Here is a 15,370-nt window from a genome sequence, read left to right as displayed (position 1 = left end):
GATGCGTTTCGTATTGAGTGTAAGGTGCATCACCTTTGCAAGCAAAAGGCAGCTTGGTTCCCGTTGACGATCGAGCCGAGGGTGTACGTTTCGTATTGAATGATATTCGACGTAGTGTTGATCCATGGCAGTCAGAAGTGAAGAAAGTCGTCGCTCCATTTTGGAAGCAACCATGAAGTTGCTTGAAGATTCAGGGCCCACCGGGTTTACGGTGCAAAAGCTCTCCATTGAGCGCATCGCCCGCGAAGCAGGAGTCAGCAAGACCACCATCTACAGGTGGTGGTCAAGCAAGGTGGCGGTAGTCATCGACACTTTCCTGGACAACCATGTCGCCCGGACTCCCGTCCGCAACGACGTTCCGGCCATCGAAGCGCTGCGTGAACATATGGCGTCGCTGGCCGAGGTGTACGCCGGCAACGAGGGTCGGCTTGTTGCGCAACTCATTGGTGAGTGCCAGCAGGACGAAGCTGCCATGACCGAATTTAAGAAACACTTCTGGATCCCGCGCGCGGAGGCGGTAACCTCCCTCGTTGAGCGAGCCATAAGCGAGGGCTCAATACGCAGGGACCTCGATGCGCAGGTGGTCACGGAGCTTCTCTACGCACCCATCTACTTCCGCCTGTTGTTCCAATCGGGACCCCTCGAAGCCAAGGCCACTGACGCCGTCATGCAGACTGTCCTGGAGGGGCTCGCCGCAGGGTAGTACTGACCGCGTCGGGGTGCCTGCCTAACGGCGGCCTCTTGTGCAATACGATACGGCTCGTATAGGTTTACTCCAGGGAAGCCGGGAGCAGTTCTTGGCGTTGGGACGCTGGACGATGAATTCCTCTTCGTTCCAGTCCTTCCCGCCCACAGGGTCGCCGGATACAGGTGGACCCTAACGAAAGGAGCGCTTGATGGTGAAGACCGGGCTGGAGCCGCGTGACGCTGTTGTTGTCGCTTACCGCAGAACGCCGATTGGCCGGGCGCGCAAGGGCTCGTTGGCTGCTGAGCGCCCCGAGGACCTCGCGCTGGCAGCCATCCGGGGAGCACTGGCTGCTGTTCCACAGCTGGACCCTGCCGAGTTTGAGGATGCCTATGTGGGTTGCGCTGTCCCGCAGGGCGCCCAGGGCGACAATGTTGGGCGCCGCATCATGGTACTTGCAGGAATGGACACCGTCGCCGCGGCAACGGTGAACCGGTTTTGCGCGTCGTCATTGCAGGCCACGGCGATGGCAGCCCACGCCGTGCGGGCTGGCGACGGCGACGCGTTCCTGGTTGCCGGCGTCGAATCGACCAGCTCAACGCCGCCAGTGATTGAAAACCCGCACCCCGCCTTCGCGGAGGCAGCCCTTCGTGCCAATCTGATCTTCGACGCCGGCCAGCCTTGGGTCGACCCGCGCGGCGGTGGGGCGCTGCCCGACGTGTATGTCTCAATGGGCAAGACCGCCGAGTTCGTGGCCCGTCAAACCGGGACCTCGCGCGCTGACCAGGACGAATGGGCCCTGGAGTCGCAGCGCCGGGCCGTGCAAGCTGTCCAGGACGGGTATTTTGCAAGGGAGATCGTACCGGTGGCCACGGCTGCCGGCAGCGTAGTGAGAGCCGATGACGGTCCCAGGCCGGGAACCACCCTGGAGGCACTTTCAGCCCTGAAGCCGGTGTTCCACGAGTCCGGAACAGTGACCGCGGGCAACGCCAGCCCGCTGAACGACGGCGCCTCGGCCTTGGTGGTGATGAGCGCCCGCCGCGCGGCCGAACTCGGGCTGCGGCCACTGGCCCGCATTCTGGGGAGCGCAGCAAGCGGCCTTTCGCCGGAGATCATGGGACTCGGGCCCGTCGACGCATCCCGTCGCGTGCTTGATCGACTGGGACTCTCAATCGATGACATTGACACTGTTGAGCTGAATGAGGCCTTTGCCGCGCAGGTGGTCCCCGTAGTCCGCAAGCTCGGCGCAGATCCGGAGCGGGTCAACCCGTTCGGCGGGGCAATCGCTTTGGGCCACCCCTTCGGCGCGACCGGTGCGCGGCTGGTTGGAACGCTCATCAACGGGCTGCAAACCACTGACGGATCCCTCGGCCTGGCCACGCTGTGCGTGGGCGGAGGCCAAGGCATGGCGATGGTAGTGGAGCGCCTCTCGTGAAGCAGTCCACTCTTATCGCAGACCAGGCCCGCTCCATGCTCGCTGCAGACCGCGCCTTGGAAGGCCTCGGTATTCACGTGTTGAACGCGAGCGAAGGGCGCGCCACGGCAGTCCTGACCGTCACTCCCCAGATGGCCAACGGGCATGGCATCGCGCACGGAGGTTTTGTCTTTGCACTGGCAGATACGGCGTTCGCCATGGCGGCAAACACGTTCGGCGCCGGAATCGCGACCGCGGAGGCTTCCATCTCCTACATTTCCCCGGCGCGGATCTCTGAGGAATTGATCGCCTGCGCTGAAGTGACCTTTCACGAGGGTCGCCGGATGATTGTCGATGTAGTGGTGCGGGCAGGGGAGCGGACGGTCGCGATTTACCGTGGCACGGGCCGCGCCCTGCGACCGGTGGACTGAAGTTCTACGAAACCTGCCGCCGTCAGAGCTAAAAGTGTGCCCCGACTCCATCGGAATCGGGGCACACTCATGCACGTGTCCAAGGCTGTTGTGCGGGCCCTCCGCCAGAAGGCCGGCCCGCACAGTGCCGTGTCAGTTCTTGGACGCCTTCTGACCCGCGGACGCCAGCCTGTCGGCCAGGCCCATGAGCAACGGAGATCCGGTGGCGGCGATCAACAGGTCCTGGGCCGGGCGCTGGAGCTTCAGCGAGACAGGTTCCTTCGCCCCCGTGAGGAACATTTCGCGTCCCATGGCCGGGTTCTTGTGGCACCGTACAGGGACATTGAAGATCAGGCGGCGCAGGCAGGAGTTGTCATGGTCGCACCACACAATCTCCTCCTGCCGTCCTTGCAGAACCTTGTTCGGAAATTCCGGATCCGCCAGCAATTGGCGGGCCAGCATGATCCCGTCAGCGAATCCGGCGGTTATTGCGTCGGCGCACTGTTGCGGGTCGTAGGTGCTGCTGAGGAGCAAGGGGACCGCTGGCATGGCAGCGCGGAATGCCTGCGGCTCTCCGTGGTCCAGGATTGCGCCCGACCGCGAGGTGACGTTGTCGTCCATCGACTCGTAGTTGGCATCGCTCAGCGCGATGTAGCCCAGCCCCTCCTTCTCAACGACGGCCGCCACCTCTGCGAACCCTTCGGGCCCCTGGCCATCGGAAAGATGGTCGTTCGTACTCATTCTCAGGCCCACCGGATAGTCGGGGCCGACTTCTGACCGGATGGCGCGGACCGTGTCAACCAGGATGCGGGCACGGTTTTCTGCGCTGCCGCCGTATTCGTCGGTCCTCCAGTTGGTGCGCGGTGACAGGAATGAGGAATAGAGATAGCGCATGTGCGCCCCCAACTCGACCCCGTCAAAGCCTGCCGCCTTGGCACGAAGTACTGCGGCAACGGTTTGTTCCTGGACCTCGAGTATTTCTTCCTTGCTGATTTCTTCGGGAGTCGGGTTCGTTCTCCCGCCGGGTATGTAAAAACCCTTCGGCAGCCGGGGTGCGGCCATACGAACCGGCTTGGGGCTGGCAGCCCTGGTCGGCCGACCCTGGCCGGGCACGCCCATGGCGCCGAAACTCGGAAAGATCTGCGCGAAGATCGGCACATCATGCTCGTGCACAGCATCCACCATGCGGCGCAGACCGGGAAGGAACTCATCGGCGTCGAAACGCATCAGGGGCCGGAAAGGTGCCTCTTGGTTCCCGCGCTCCGTAGCCACGCCGCCGCCGATGATCAGCAGCCCTGCGCCACCGCGTGCCCGTGCGGTGAGGAACGCGATGGTCTGGTCGCTGGGGTGGCCGTCCTTGGTGGGCTGGAGAACGGCCATGGGGCTAAGGACGTAACGGTTCTTGATGGTGAGGCCATTGATCTTCCAAGGGCTGGAAAGGACCTCGGCAACGGTGGCGGTCTCGGCAGACATTTATCTCCTTGATTTTCAGTGGAAGCAGTGAGGGATGGTGCGTGAATCTACATCGGGTCGTGCTGGCGGCTTAGTGGTGTCCAGCCTTAGAACCTGTCGCGCACATGGCGTTCGCGGCCGTAAAGCGAGACCACGGCAAGGATGATGACGCCGAAGACAATGCGGCTCTGCGCTTCGGTGAGCCCGTTGCTGACGATAATCGTGGACAGGAGGGTGAGGATCAGTGCGCCCAGCAGTGTCCGGGTGTAGCTGCCGCGGATCGAGCCGAAGATGGTGCCGCCGACGAGGACGGCCGCCAGGCCGGAAAACAGGTAGGGTTCCCCGATGGTCTGGGACCATCCCGAGCCGAAGGATGCGATGAAGACGCCGGCAATACCGGCAAGGGCGCCGGAGGCGGCAAAGCCAACGGTCCAGACGGTAGAGGTCCGGATTCTGGTGAATCGAGCGGCCCGGAAATTGATTCCCGTCGCACGGAAGCGACGCCCCGCCGTCGTACGAGTAAGGAAGAGCCACATTCCCACCCCGCACAGGAGCACAATCAGGATGATCGGAGGGAACGGCAGGCCGAAGGTGGCCGCCCTCAAACTCGCCAGGGAGCGGAGCCCGTTCGGAGGGGCGGAGGAGTAGTCGCCGTCGGCAAGGAACAGTGTCCCGCCGGTAATGGCGGCGCCGGCACCCAGGGTAACGACCAGTGGCTGGACCGCGAAGCGGTGGCAGATCCAGCCGATCACGGCCCCAATGCCACCACAGGCCAGAGCGGTGACCAGCAGCGCGACGACGGCCGGTACAGCGAGCTTGCCGGCGACGTTGGCAGCCATAAACGCACCGAAAAGGATGTATCCAGGAACCGCCAGGTCCAGCCCGCCCAAGATCACAACGAGTGTTTGGCCCATGGCCGCCAGGGCCAGCAGTGAGGTAATGACAAGTATCGAGGTGATTGACCTTGGGTTGGCCATGGCCGGCATGGTGGCCACCAGCCAGGCCGCGAGGACCAGGACGACGAGGACCTGCAGGGCCGGTACCTCGAAGACCCAGGTTCTGAACCTGGTCCAGGCCATCTGTCGGGTGTTTGGGGCAAGGGGTGGCTGGGCAGGTGACAGGGTATCGCTGCTCATGATGGGTTCCTCTTCATGCGGGGGGCCAGGAGCGTCGCGCCCAGGACGACGCCGACGACCAGGACGGCGCCGTAGGCGAATTGGATGAGGCTGGGCGCCACACCGGAGGCGGTGAGCAATTGCTGCAGGAGATAGATGGCGACCGCTCCGAAGAGTGCACCCAGCAGGCCGCCGCGGCCCCCGGCCAGGCTGGTTCCGCCCAGAACCGCAGCGGCGAGCCCCAGCAGGGCATAGGTTGAAGCGAGCGAAGATTGCGACGATTGAACGAGAGCGGTCAAAGCGATTCCGGCGATCCCGGCAAACAGTCCGCCGAGCGTGTAGGCCAGGATACGTACTGACTTGATATTTACTCCGGAACCGTAGGCGGAGACATCGCTGTCGCCGGTTGCAAGGAGATTGCTGACAAAGGCCGTGCGGCGCAGGGCGAACCAGATCAGCCCGGCAACACCGACCGTTAAGAGCGCGCCAGGGACAATGCCGACGCCCCCGGCGAAGACCTCCGTCCAGTTGTCCGGGGCGGCCACTGGGTTCTGGGCGATGCTCAGCGACAAGCCCACAAGCAGGAAGAGCATCCCCGTGGTTGCAACCACCGGGTGCAGGCGAACCACCGCGACCAGGATTCCGTTCAACGCTCCGGCCCCGGCGGCAACGGCCAGGAGGATGGGCGCCGCCAGATGCCAGTCGCCCAGTCCCGCCGGAATAAGGATGGCGACGAACAGACAGTTGATGAACGTGGCCAGTGGACCAACCGATATGTCAATGCCGCCCGCAAGGATCGAGGGGGTGGAGGCGAAACCCACCAACACGAACGGAGCCAGCGTAGCCAGGGTTCCGGGCAGGCGTGCGGGGGAGAGGAAGGACGGTGAGACGATCAGGTTCAGCACCAGCAGCACCAGTGCGAGCAACAAGGCAAAGGCAAAGGGCCAGCGCTGGAACAAGGTCAGGACGCGGTTCATGTGTGGACCTCTGATTTCTGGCCGAAGTAGGCGGCGACGATGGAGTCGGTGGAAAGCCCGGAGTGGGGGATCTGGGCGAACACTGCCTGGTCCCGGAAGACCAGGACCCGGTCGGCGAGGTCGACGAGTTCGTCCACCTCGCTGGAGAGAACGACGATGCTCATGCCTTGGGCGCTGAGCCCGTTGAGAATCGCGTAAATCTCCCGTTTGGTTCCGATGTCGACGCCGCGGGTGGGGTCGTTCAGCAGCAGGACCTTTGGGTCGGTAGCCAGCCAGCGGGCCAGCAGCACCTTTTGCTGGTTGCCGCCTGACAGGGTTGAAATGGGATCCTGGCTGGCACCGAAGCGCATTGACAGGGACTGGGCGAAGGCATCGAACCGTATGGCGGTTTTTCGGCTGTCCAGCAACCCGCCGCGACGGTCCTGCCGCAAGGTTGGAAGCGCGAAGTTCTCCCGGATCGACATGGACTCAAAGAGCGACTCACCCCGGCGTTCGCGGGGGAGGTATGCGACCCCAAGAGCGTCACCGTTCCGCTCAGTGAGTTCGGCTCCGCCCTCGGGCCGGAGCCGAACAACACTGCCATGTCCGGCCTGCAAGCCTGCCAGCCGCTTGATGAACTGGTCTTGGCCGTGCCCTTCAAGACCTGCCAGGCCTACGACTTCACCGGCACGCAACTCGAAGTCAATGGGGGCCGCGGCGGCCGACAGGCGGACGCCCGAAACCTGGAGGATGACGTCCCCGGGATCGTGTGGTTTCCGCCGGGTCTCGTCGTGGCCGGAGCTTCCGGTCATATCCGCGATCAACCGGCCGACGGACAGATCGGAACGTTCAACGGTGGACACGCTGCGCCCGGACCTCAGCACGGTAACGCGGTCAGAAATCTCCTCGACCTCGTCCATTCGATGCGAGATAAACAGGATGGCAGTTCCCTCGGCCTTGAGCCGGCGCAGCTCGACGAAGAGCAGATCCCGGGACTCAACGTCCAAGGACGCTGTGGACTCGTCAAGTATGAGTACTTTGGGTTTGCGTACGAGCGCCCGTGCGATGCACACGGACTGCCGCTGGGAGAGCGAGAGTTGCCCGGCGGGAAGATCCAGGGGTATGCCGCCGGAAATCTTCGAGAGTACGTCCTGGGCGATTGATCGCTGCCGGGAGCGGCCCAGCCGGCGACGGAACGTCCCGTCCGAGCCGAGCCAAACATTTTCAAGGACTGACTGGCTTGCCGCGGTGAGCACTTCCTGGAACACCACTGCAATCCCCAGGCCCATAGCTTCCCGAGGCGACCGGCTGTTGAGGGGGACGCCATCCAGGGTGACAGACCCCGTGTCAGGAGAGTGCACCCCGCCCAGAATTTTTACGAGCGTGCTCTTCCCTGAGCCGTTCTCACCCAGCAGCGTATGGATTTCGCCCGGCCGAAGGCTCAGCTGGGCATCGATGAGGGCGCGGGTAGCGCCGAACCGTTTGCTTACTCCGGCGAGCGCCAGGCCGGGGGCGTGGTCATTCACGGCTGATCTCCTTTGATGGCCGAAAAAATGTGGTGCAGCTCATATTCGAAACTAGACGAATCGTACCGCATGTGGCACCCTGATGCCATACGGTACGAACCGTTCATTCCGCAAGGAGATCAACCATGAAGACCACTTCTTTCCCCCGGTTCTCCACAGGGGCTGCCGCGATCCTGGGCGTAGGGGCCCTTGTCCTCACAGGTTGCTCGGCACCGGCGCCGGCGACCACCGATTCCTCCAAGGGGGCTGCAGCAGACCTCTCGTCGCCAGCGGCCGCCGGGACTTGTGGAGCGTTGCCAGCGGACGCTGCGAAGGACCCGAACGGCCTGCTGGCTGCCTTTCCCAAGGAGGTCGCCGAAGGCTACAACCTCTACCCGTACGAGATCCGGAAGTCAGCGTGGGCGGGCTACAAATCGACGAAGAATGGCGGTTTTACCGCCGCAATTGTGGGCATGCCGCCGGCCAGCCCCTTCATCGCCTCCATGTCTGAGGCCATCCGCACCAGCCTGAAGGCTGAAGGGGTCAGGATCGTCGGCGAATTCGCCCCGGATGACCCGTCGAACGTGCCCCTGCAGCTCCAGCAGTTCAACGAGGCGTTGTCGCTGAAGCCGGATGTGATCATTTACACCGCCATCGCACCCGAACCTTCCGTGGACCTGGCCAAGGCTGCCCATGACGCGGGCATTCCGCTAGTTGCCGCCCAGGTGCCCATCGACTCCGAGTACGCAGTCAGCGTCACGAGGAACACGCCCCTGGCCATCGCCCAGGTCACCGCCGGTACCGTGAGGGCTATTGGCGGCAAGGGCAACGTCCTGCGCGTCGACGGCATCCCGGGCATTCCGGTTTCGACCTTCGCAGCACTGGGCATTGACGCAGTCCTAAAGAACTGTCCCGAGATCAAGGTTGCCGGCTCGGTCACCGGCTTCTTCCAGCCGGCAACCGCCCAGGCGGAAGTCCAGAAGTTCCTGGCGACCCATCCTGCCGGGGTTGATGCTGTGCTGCAGGCCGGCACCATGGGTGTAGGTATCCGCAACGCCTTCGAGGAATCAGGTCTGGAGGCACCGCCCATCGCCGACGACGGTTCCAGTCAGGGGTTCTCCTCCTGGGCGCTGGCGAACCCTGACTATCCGTACTTCGGCACCACGACGCCATCAGTGCGAACCGGTGAGGCGGTGGTGGACGTCGCCCTGCGCATCCTGAAAGGCGAGGGGCCGAAGGTCAACCAGATTGTGGAACCGTCGGTGATCGTGTCCCGGGACAATCTCGCCGATGTATCGGACCCGTCGTGGGACCAGAACGACCTGACGGACCTGGCCGGCGACCCGGAGGACTACCTTCCCGCTGACAAACTCGACCTCTTCTTCTCAGCCGCCGGAGCATAGAGGGCGCTGAACTACTTCTGGCCGTTGCTTGGCCGGAATTGTCTAGGGCCCCTTCCAGGTTGGACGCGCACTTAGCATCCAATTTGGAAGGGGCCCTGCCCATGCCCTCAATTCCCCCTGCTGGTCCTTCTTCACAAGAGGAAGCCCCCTGGATCGCCCGGCTGCATGTAACGTCGGTGATCCAAGGGGCCCTATTGACCCACCAGCCGAACGGCGCTGGGAAAGGGTTCGCTTTAGGCGCTGACGCGTCCGCGCAGGAACTCGGAGTCCGGCGTGTCAGTGACGGGCAGGCCCGAGGCTTCCAGGCTTGCGCGCAGCTGCTTCATGAAGCGGTCCGGCAGCCTGACTGCCGGGGCACGCAGGGCGCCCCCATTGAAGCCGGAGAGCCACTCCTGGTACTTCCACTGGGTGCGGTTGATGGAGCTTGTACCTGGCGTGGAGGTTGAGGACACGGCCATGTTGGCGGCGCGGGCGGGCTGGACCTCCCAGTAGCGCTCCATGGCCTCTTCCCACTTGCCGTTGCGCGCCAGTTCAAAGGTCTTCGGGTAGTAATCACCCATCCAGTTCGTGTTCGCGGTACCGGAGAACTGGACGTCCAGAACCGACATCAGGGGGATAATCTCAGCCTCTATGGGGCAGGAAATCACCACTTCGTCCCGGAAGTGGTGGTACATCTCCATGACCCCGGGAATACCCGGGTAGCCCTGTTCGGCCTTGATGGCGACGATACTCGGCATCGCGTCAAGGACGCGGCGCACGAAGTCAACGCTCATGCCTGCTGGGTGAATGCGTTCGAACCCCCAGGCCGGCAGCGGGAACAGCATGGTGGCCAGGTCGGTTTCGTCGGTGAAGCGTTTGGTGTAGTCAAACACCTCGTCATACGACGTCGGCCAGAACGATGAAGGGTAGGCCAGCAGGGCCCGATCCGCACCGGCCTTCGTGGCCAGGTTCGCGGCATGGATATTTTCTTCCAGGGTGCCGAAAATGGCGTGGAAAAAGAGCCCGAAGTCATCCCCGGCTGCCTCACGGGCCACCTCCGTAATCCGGGCATTCTCTTCCGGGGTGATATTGGCTTCGGCGATCAGCAGGGAACCCTTGTAGCCGCGTTCCTTGAGCAGGAGGATGTCGTGGCGGATTGCGTTTTCGTTGATACCGGAGAAATCCGGGGTGAAGGACGGGTGCGTGACGGCGACTGTGCCGACAAAGTTTTCCCGTGCCCAGGAACGTGCCTCGGATTTGGTGTAGTCCACCATGGTGTACTCCTTGATTCTTTGAGTGGGTCTTGTCTCTGGGGCTATTTGCGGCTTGTCACGATGCCGACGGGCAGAACCGTGCCAATGCCCTCCGCGCGGGCGCGGTCCACGAGCATCTCGGCTACAACGATGTCCTGCAGCCCGGAACCGGTCGACTTATAGATCCGGATTCCACGCTCGACGTCGATTTCGGTTTCTCCGGTCAGCACAGCATTGAGCGTGACGACGAGTGAATCCACCTCGACACCGTGTGCCCGGGCCGCGATCATGTCCCCGCTGCCGTGCACCACCTCGTCTCGCGTATCCACCACCACCGTCGCGGCCCTGGCGATCAGTTCCACGGGCAGTTCCCGCTGGGCCGGGGTGGTGGAACCGATCGAGACGACCGCCGAGTTGGGGCCGACCCATTCGGCCTGCAGTGTGGGGGACTCGTCCCGGGAGCGGGCCGCGCACAAAATCAGGTCGGCACCTTCCACAGCCTCGCTGGCGGAACCGACAGCGCGGGCGGGTGCACCGAAGGCACCGTCGAACTCGGCGGCAAAGGCCTCACGGTTGGCCGCTGTCGGGCTGAACACCCGGATGTCCGCGAACTCAAGGACGTGGGAAAAGGCCGTCAGATGGGAACGGGCTTCAAAACCCGAACCGATCACCCCAAGGGTCAGCGGCCGTGGCGGAACGATAGTGGAGGTGCCCACCGCAGTAGTCGCAGCGGTACGCAGACCGGTAACGCGGTTCCCGTCCACCAGCGCCACCAGGTCCGCGGTGTCCTTGTCAAAGAGGGAGATCAAATAGCTGACGCGGAGCCCATCAGCAAAGGACCCTGCGATGGATTTCGCCCCGAACAGTTGCCCGCTGGGCGGTACGGAGGGCATGATCCGCAGCCACTCCCGGGGCGTCTGGGCGAAAATCCGTCCAGGAGTGCCTGCCTCGTCGCCGGGTGCCTTATAGGCGGTCCGGACCGCCTCTATCGCCGCCGGCCAGTCCGAAAGACTGGCCACGTCGGCGTCGGTGAGAAAGAGCGGAAGATTCTTCGGTAGCTCGCCGTCAGTGCTCACGTGCACTCCTTTGTGTCAGGCAGCCGCCCTGGGCTGCAGCGTGTGAATAGCTCACGAGAGAACAAAAATAGTATCCGATACGAATCGTATCCTATATAGTCGTGACGGAGAACACGTCTCAAGGAAGAGGATCCCAATATGGCAATCGCCACTGTCAACCCCACCACCGGAGCCACCGAGCTGATCGTTGAACCCCACACGGCGGAGGAGGTCGGGGAACGCATCGAGGAAGCCGCCAAAGCAGCGCAAGTTTTGCGCGGGACAAGCTTCGCCCAGCGCGCCCGCTGGATGCTTTCCGCTGCGGAAATCCTCGAGGACCAGGCGGAGGGCCTGGGTGAGCTGATCACCGTCGAAATGGGTAAGCCCATTGCCCAATCGATCGCCGAGGTGCACAAGTGCGTCAAGGCCATGCGGTTTTATGCCGCGCGGGCCGAGGAATTTCTTGCCGATGCCCCTTTGGAGGACCCCTCATCGGTGGGCGCGAGCCGGGCATGGACCCGCTACGAGCCTCTCGGGACCGTCCTGGCCGTCATGCCGTGGAACTACCCGCTGTGGCAGGTCATTCGGTTCGCGGCCCCGGCGCTTATGGCCGGAAACTCCGGCCTGCTCAAGCATGCCTCCAACGTGCCGCAGGCTGCACTCTTCCTTGACACGCTCTTCGAGCGGGCGGGGTTCCCTATCGGCTCCTTCCGCACCCTGCTGATCGGCGGATCCGGGGTGGCTGCCGTCCTGGCTGATGAGCGGGTCAAAGCTGTCACCCTGACCGGTTCCGAGCCGGCCGGGCGCTCGGTGGCGTCCATCGCCGCTGACAACGTGAAAAAATCCGTGCTGGAGCTCGGTGGCTCTGACCCCTTCATTGTTATGCCCTCAGCCAATGTCGCGGAGGCGGCAGCGACCGCCGTGCGTGCGCGGATCAGCAACAATGGGCAATCCTGCATCGCCGGCAAGCGTTTCATCGTGCACACCGAGGTCTACGACGCATTCACTGCCGAATTCGTGAATTTGATGTCTGGTCTTGTCGTAGGAGACCCGCTGGATCCCGCAACCCAGGTGGGGCCGCTGGCCACTCTGGCCGGACGCGACGAGCTGGCTGAACTTGTCGAGGATGCCCGCGCCCTGGGCGCCCAGGTCTTGACCGGCGGGACGGCTCCGGAGGGCCCTGGGTTCTTTTATGCCCCCACGGTGCTGGCCGGACTCACTGAAGAGATGCGGATCATCCAGGAAGAGGCCTTTGGCCCCGTGGCCTCGCTGTACCGCGCCCGGGACCGCGAGGATGCCTTGAGGATTGCCAACCAGACTGTCTTCGGGCTTTCCAGCTCAGTCTGGACGGCCGATGCCCAGGAAGAGGAGTGGTTCCTGGCAAATCTTGATGCAGGGGCAGTGTTCATTAACGGCATGACGGTCTCTTACCAGGAGCTTCCTTTCGGCGGAATCAAGCGCTCCGGGTTTGGTCGGGAACTGGCGGCGGACGGCATCAGGGAGTTCTGCAACCTCAAGACCGTCTGGAAGGCGTAGGTGGTCCCGCGCCTTACCGGCAAACCCTTGTGCGACCAGGTGACGCATGTTACTTTTATTCGAAACGATACGTACTGAACTTGAAGGAGTAAGATGACGGACGTCAACGTCGACGTGGTAGTTATCGGGGGAGGCCCCGTAGGAGTCACTGCGCTGGCCCTGCTGGGGCGGGCGGGCCTGACCGCCATAGGGGTGGAGCGCGACGTGAAGGTTTGGCCGACGGCCCGCGCTGTGCATTTTGATGGCGAAACCTTCCGTACCCTCCAATCGCTGGGAGTAGCCGAGCGCTTCGCCGAGGCAACGTTGCCAATGTCCTCCTTCCACATCGAGAACGAGGAACGGGAAGTCCTGGTGTCCGTTCCCACGGGTCAGTTTGGCGCCCAGGGCTGGCATGACGACCTCACCTTTCATCAACCCGACATCGAAGTCCTGCTGCGGGAAGTCGTGGAAGAACTTCCCGGCGTCGAGCTCCGCCGAGGCACCAACGTGCTTTCCGTGCGAAATGAGGGGCCGGGCGTCGAAGTGGCCGTGCGTGACTCCGACGGCGCTGAACACTTGATCCGCGCGCGCTGGGCCATTGCAGCGGACGGCGCACGTTCACCCAGCCGCCAGGCACTGGGTATCGAGTGCGAGAAGCTGGGCGAGGATGCGCAGTGGCTCGTCGCCGACGGCATCTTGGAAGACAGCCCAGGGCTCTCGTCCGACATGATCTTCCTGGGCCACCACACCCGGCCCTCCCTGTGGATCCGCCTCCCCGGTAAGCGCGTGCGGATGGAATTCATGATGATGCCGGGGGATGACCCCGAGGAACTAGCGACTCCCGCGGGTGTTGAAAGGATCAGCCACGGTGTGCTGCCGGCAGACAAGTTCACTGCGGACCGGCTCGCTATCTATACCTTCCGGGGGCGCATCGCACGGCAGTGGCGGGCAGGGAACATCTTCCTGGCGGGGGATGCCGCCCACCAGGCGCCACCGCTTTTTGGGCAGGGCCTCTGCGCAGGGATACGTGATGTGGCAAACCTTGTCTGGAAGCTGGGCGCCGTCAAACGCGGAGCAGCAGACCATAGCCTGCTTGACACCTATGAGGGCGAACGGAAGCCGCATGCACGGTTCTGGGTGGAGCAGGCCACCCGGGCCGCGGGCTTTATGCAAACCACCGACGCCGGGATCGCCAGGCAACGCGATGCCTTCATCCGGGCAAACCCGGCTGCCTCGGCACCAGTCGCCCCACCATTGGGCCCGGGCCTGCACGAAGGTGGCACTGATGAGCGCGCCGGCAGGCTCGCCATGCAACCGATCCTCAGCGATGGGGTGCGCCTGGATGACATGGTGGGAGCGCGTTTCCTGCTGGCAACAACCCGCGAAATCTATTCCACCGTCCCGGCAGCATTGCGTGAACAACTGGAGGATAACGACGACATCGTGGTCTTGTTCGATCCGGCCAAGGTGGGCCAGCTCCTTGCAGCCGCGGGGGCCCAGGTGGTTATCGTCCGCCCCGATCGCTACATCCTGGGCCTCGGCGACACCCCCCAGGCGTTCGAACGCCTCATTTCCAGCATCCCGGGCGTTGGCCGCGACGTGCCGGCACCCCTCTAAAGCACATTCCGCATACCCACAAACCCACCAGACGGACGAAATACAGGAGCCCATCATGGCATTCAGCCCGATCACACACCTGAGGCACTTCGATATCGCGGTCCCTGACTACCAAAAGCAGGTTGAGTTCTACAAAAACCACTGGGGACTCACTGAAATGGAGAACGACGGCGGCGTGACCTACTTCGCCGCAGAAGGTTCACCGGAACAGTATTCGGTCCGCGTCCGCCAGGCCGAGGAGAAGCGCCTTGACATGGTCGCGTTCGGCGCGGCGGACAAAGCCTCTGTGGAGCAGCTCGCCTCGGACCTTATTGCAAAAGGGGTCAAGCTTATCGGGGAACCCGATGACCTCAAGACCTTGGGCGGGGGATACGGCTTCCGCTTTTTCGACCTCGAGGGACGCACTATCGAGGTCTCCTCGGACGTCGAAGTGCGCCAGCACCGCAAGATCGAGGAACGCGAGGCGATCCCGGTCCGGCTCTCCCACGTGGTGCTCAACTCTCCTGAGCCGGAAAAGATGCGCGCCTGGTATGAGCAGCACCTGGGCTTCCGCCTCTCTGACACCCTGAAGCACCCGCACATGGGTGACCTCTTCTACTTCTTGCGCTGCAATGCCCAGCACCACTCCATCGCCATCTCCCGCGGCCCGCATGCTTCGCTGCAGCACGCGTCCTTTGAGCTGCGCGGCATCGACGAGTACATGCGCGGCAGCGGCAGGCTGCTGCGTTCGGGGTTCAAGAAGATCTGGGGCCCGGGCCGCCATAAGGCCGGCGACAACACCTTTACCTACTTCCACGATCCCAACGGCAACACCATGGAATACACCACGGAGCTGGACTCAGTGGACGAGGACACGTGGCACCCGAGCATTTTCGACACGCGTGACCCTGAGACTTCCGACCAGTGGGGAACCGGGGGCGATATGGACGAATTCATCGCCCGGGAGATGTTCAACGACCAGGACAAGGGACTCTACGTCCCCCCGCCGGTTTAATCACCAAAATAGCGACT

General features: G+C 63.3%; 13 protein-coding genes. 7 read left to right on the top strand and 6 right to left on the bottom strand.

Annotated features, from left to right (window positions below; genetic code table 11):
• Window positions 1-124 precede the first annotated feature (124 nt).
• The 3 genes from FNL14_RS14000 to FNL14_RS13990 all read left to right on the top strand — a co-directional run bounded on the left by FNL14_RS14000 (window position 125) and on the right by FNL14_RS13990 (window position 2,530).
• Window positions 125-703, top strand: coding sequence for a TetR/AcrR family transcriptional regulator (locus tag FNL14_RS14000; RefSeq protein ID WP_142060982.1), 579 nt, complete (start codon window positions 125-127; stop codon window positions 701-703).
• 193 nt (window positions 704-896) lie between these two features.
• Window positions 897-2,120: an acetyl-CoA C-acyltransferase gene (locus FNL14_RS13995; protein WP_142060980.1), complete on the top strand. Its 1,224-nt coding sequence runs from the start codon at window positions 897-899 to the stop codon at window positions 2,118-2,120.
• The gene (locus tag FNL14_RS13990; protein ID WP_142060978.1) at window positions 2,117-2,530 is read left to right on the top strand and encodes a hotdog fold thioesterase; all 414 of its coding nucleotides are present in this window, start codon (window positions 2,117-2,119) and stop codon (window positions 2,528-2,530) included. The genes FNL14_RS13995 and FNL14_RS13990 overlap by 4 nt, the downstream gene beginning before the upstream one ends.
• A gap of 132 nt (window positions 2,531-2,662) precedes the next feature.
• Here FNL14_RS13990 and FNL14_RS13985 read toward each other — a convergent pair whose 3' ends face one another.
• The 4 genes from FNL14_RS13985 to FNL14_RS13970 all read right to left on the bottom strand — a co-directional run bounded on the left by FNL14_RS13985 (window position 2,663) and on the right by FNL14_RS13970 (window position 7,558).
• Window positions 2,663-3,982: an NADH:flavin oxidoreductase gene (locus tag FNL14_RS13985; RefSeq protein WP_142060976.1), complete on the bottom strand. Its 1,320-nt coding sequence runs from the start codon at window positions 3,980-3,982 to the stop codon at window positions 2,663-2,665.
• A gap of 86 nt (window positions 3,983-4,068) precedes the next feature.
• A complete protein-coding gene (locus tag FNL14_RS13980) occupies window positions 4,069-5,097 on the bottom strand; it encodes an ABC transporter permease (RefSeq protein ID WP_142060974.1) in 1,029 nt (342 codons plus the stop codon).
• Window positions 5,094-6,053: an ABC transporter permease gene (locus FNL14_RS13975; RefSeq protein ID WP_142060971.1), complete on the bottom strand. Its 960-nt coding sequence runs from the start codon at window positions 6,051-6,053 to the stop codon at window positions 5,094-5,096. Before FNL14_RS13975 ends, FNL14_RS13980 begins: the two co-directional genes overlap by 4 nt.
• Complete coding sequence (locus tag FNL14_RS13970) at window positions 6,050-7,558, bottom strand: sugar ABC transporter ATP-binding protein (RefSeq protein WP_142060970.1); 1,509 nt, start codon at window positions 7,556-7,558, stop codon at window positions 6,050-6,052. Before FNL14_RS13970 ends, FNL14_RS13975 begins: the two co-directional genes overlap by 4 nt.
• A 125-nt stretch (window positions 7,559-7,683) precedes the next feature.
• On the opposite strand from FNL14_RS13970, the gene FNL14_RS13965 reads away from it, so the two are divergent.
• Complete coding sequence (locus FNL14_RS13965; protein ID WP_142060968.1) at window positions 7,684-8,940, top strand: substrate-binding domain-containing protein; 1,257 nt, start codon at window positions 7,684-7,686, stop codon at window positions 8,938-8,940.
• Window positions 8,941-9,173: 233 nt separating this feature from the next.
• On the opposite strand, the gene FNL14_RS13960 is transcribed toward FNL14_RS13965, so the two are convergent.
• Both FNL14_RS13960 and FNL14_RS13955 read right to left on the bottom strand, forming a co-directional pair.
• A complete protein-coding gene (locus FNL14_RS13960; RefSeq protein ID WP_142060966.1) occupies window positions 9,174-10,193 on the bottom strand; it encodes a dihydrodipicolinate synthase family protein in 1,020 nt (339 codons plus the stop codon).
• Between the two features lie 41 nt (window positions 10,194-10,234).
• Entirely contained in the window at window positions 10,235-11,248 is a 1,014-nt protein-coding gene (locus FNL14_RS13955; protein ID WP_142060964.1) for an ornithine cyclodeaminase family protein, read from the bottom strand.
• Between the two features lie 138 nt (window positions 11,249-11,386).
• On the opposite strand from FNL14_RS13955, the gene FNL14_RS13950 reads away from it, so the two are divergent.
• From FNL14_RS13950 to FNL14_RS13940, 3 genes are all read left to right on the top strand, one after another.
• Window positions 11,387-12,763 carry an aldehyde dehydrogenase family protein gene (locus FNL14_RS13950; protein ID WP_142060962.1) on the top strand — a complete coding sequence of 459 codons (1,377 nt, stop codon included), beginning with the start codon at window positions 11,387-11,389 and terminating at the stop codon, window positions 12,761-12,763.
• A 93-nt stretch (window positions 12,764-12,856) separates the two neighbouring features.
• Entirely contained in the window at window positions 12,857-14,359 is a 1,503-nt protein-coding gene (locus tag FNL14_RS13945; protein WP_142060960.1) for a bifunctional 3-(3-hydroxy-phenyl)propionate/3-hydroxycinnamic acid hydroxylase, read from the top strand.
• A 55-nt stretch (window positions 14,360-14,414) separates the two neighbouring features.
• On the top strand, window positions 14,415-15,353 hold the full coding sequence (locus FNL14_RS13940) for a VOC family protein (RefSeq protein WP_142060958.1): 939 nt from the start codon (window positions 14,415-14,417) through the stop codon (window positions 15,351-15,353).
• Window positions 15,354-15,370 lie beyond the last annotated feature (17 nt).

This window comes from Pseudarthrobacter sp. B4EP4b (genome assembly GCF_006680095.1).
Lineage (GTDB): Bacteria > Actinomycetota > Actinomycetes > Actinomycetales > Micrococcaceae > Arthrobacter.
Note: the sequence above shows the minus strand (reverse complement) of the source record. Positions and strands in the feature narration are given on the sequence as shown.

Bases quoted from the DNA above. Each gene is read 5' to 3' on its own strand.
- FNL14_RS14000 (WP_142060982.1), top strand. From the start codon at position 125: ATGGCAGTCAGAAGTGAAGAAAGTCGTCGCTCCATTTTGGAAGCAACC.
- FNL14_RS13995 (WP_142060980.1), top strand. From the start codon at position 897: ATGGTGAAGACCGGGCTGGAGCCGCGTGACGCTGTTGTTGTCGCTTAC.
- FNL14_RS13985 (WP_142060976.1), bottom strand. From the start codon at position 3,982: ATGTCTGCCGAGACCGCCACCGTTGCCGAGGTCCTTTCCAGCCCTTGG.
- FNL14_RS13980 (WP_142060974.1), bottom strand. From the start codon at position 5,097: ATGAGCAGCGATACCCTGTCACCTGCCCAGCCACCCCTTGCCCCAAAC.
- FNL14_RS13975 (WP_142060971.1), bottom strand. From the start codon at position 6,053: ATGAACCGCGTCCTGACCTTGTTCCAGCGCTGGCCCTTTGCCTTTGCC.
- FNL14_RS13965 (WP_142060968.1), top strand. From the start codon at position 7,684: ATGAAGACCACTTCTTTCCCCCGGTTCTCCACAGGGGCTGCCGCGATC.
- FNL14_RS13960 (WP_142060966.1), bottom strand. From the start codon at position 10,193: ATGGTGGACTACACCAAATCCGAGGCACGTTCCTGGGCACGGGAAAAC.
- FNL14_RS13950 (WP_142060962.1), top strand. From the start codon at position 11,387: ATGGCAATCGCCACTGTCAACCCCACCACCGGAGCCACCGAGCTGATC.
- FNL14_RS13945 (WP_142060960.1), top strand. From the start codon at position 12,857: ATGACGGACGTCAACGTCGACGTGGTAGTTATCGGGGGAGGCCCCGTA.
- FNL14_RS13940 (WP_142060958.1), top strand. From the start codon at position 14,415: ATGGCATTCAGCCCGATCACACACCTGAGGCACTTCGATATCGCGGTC.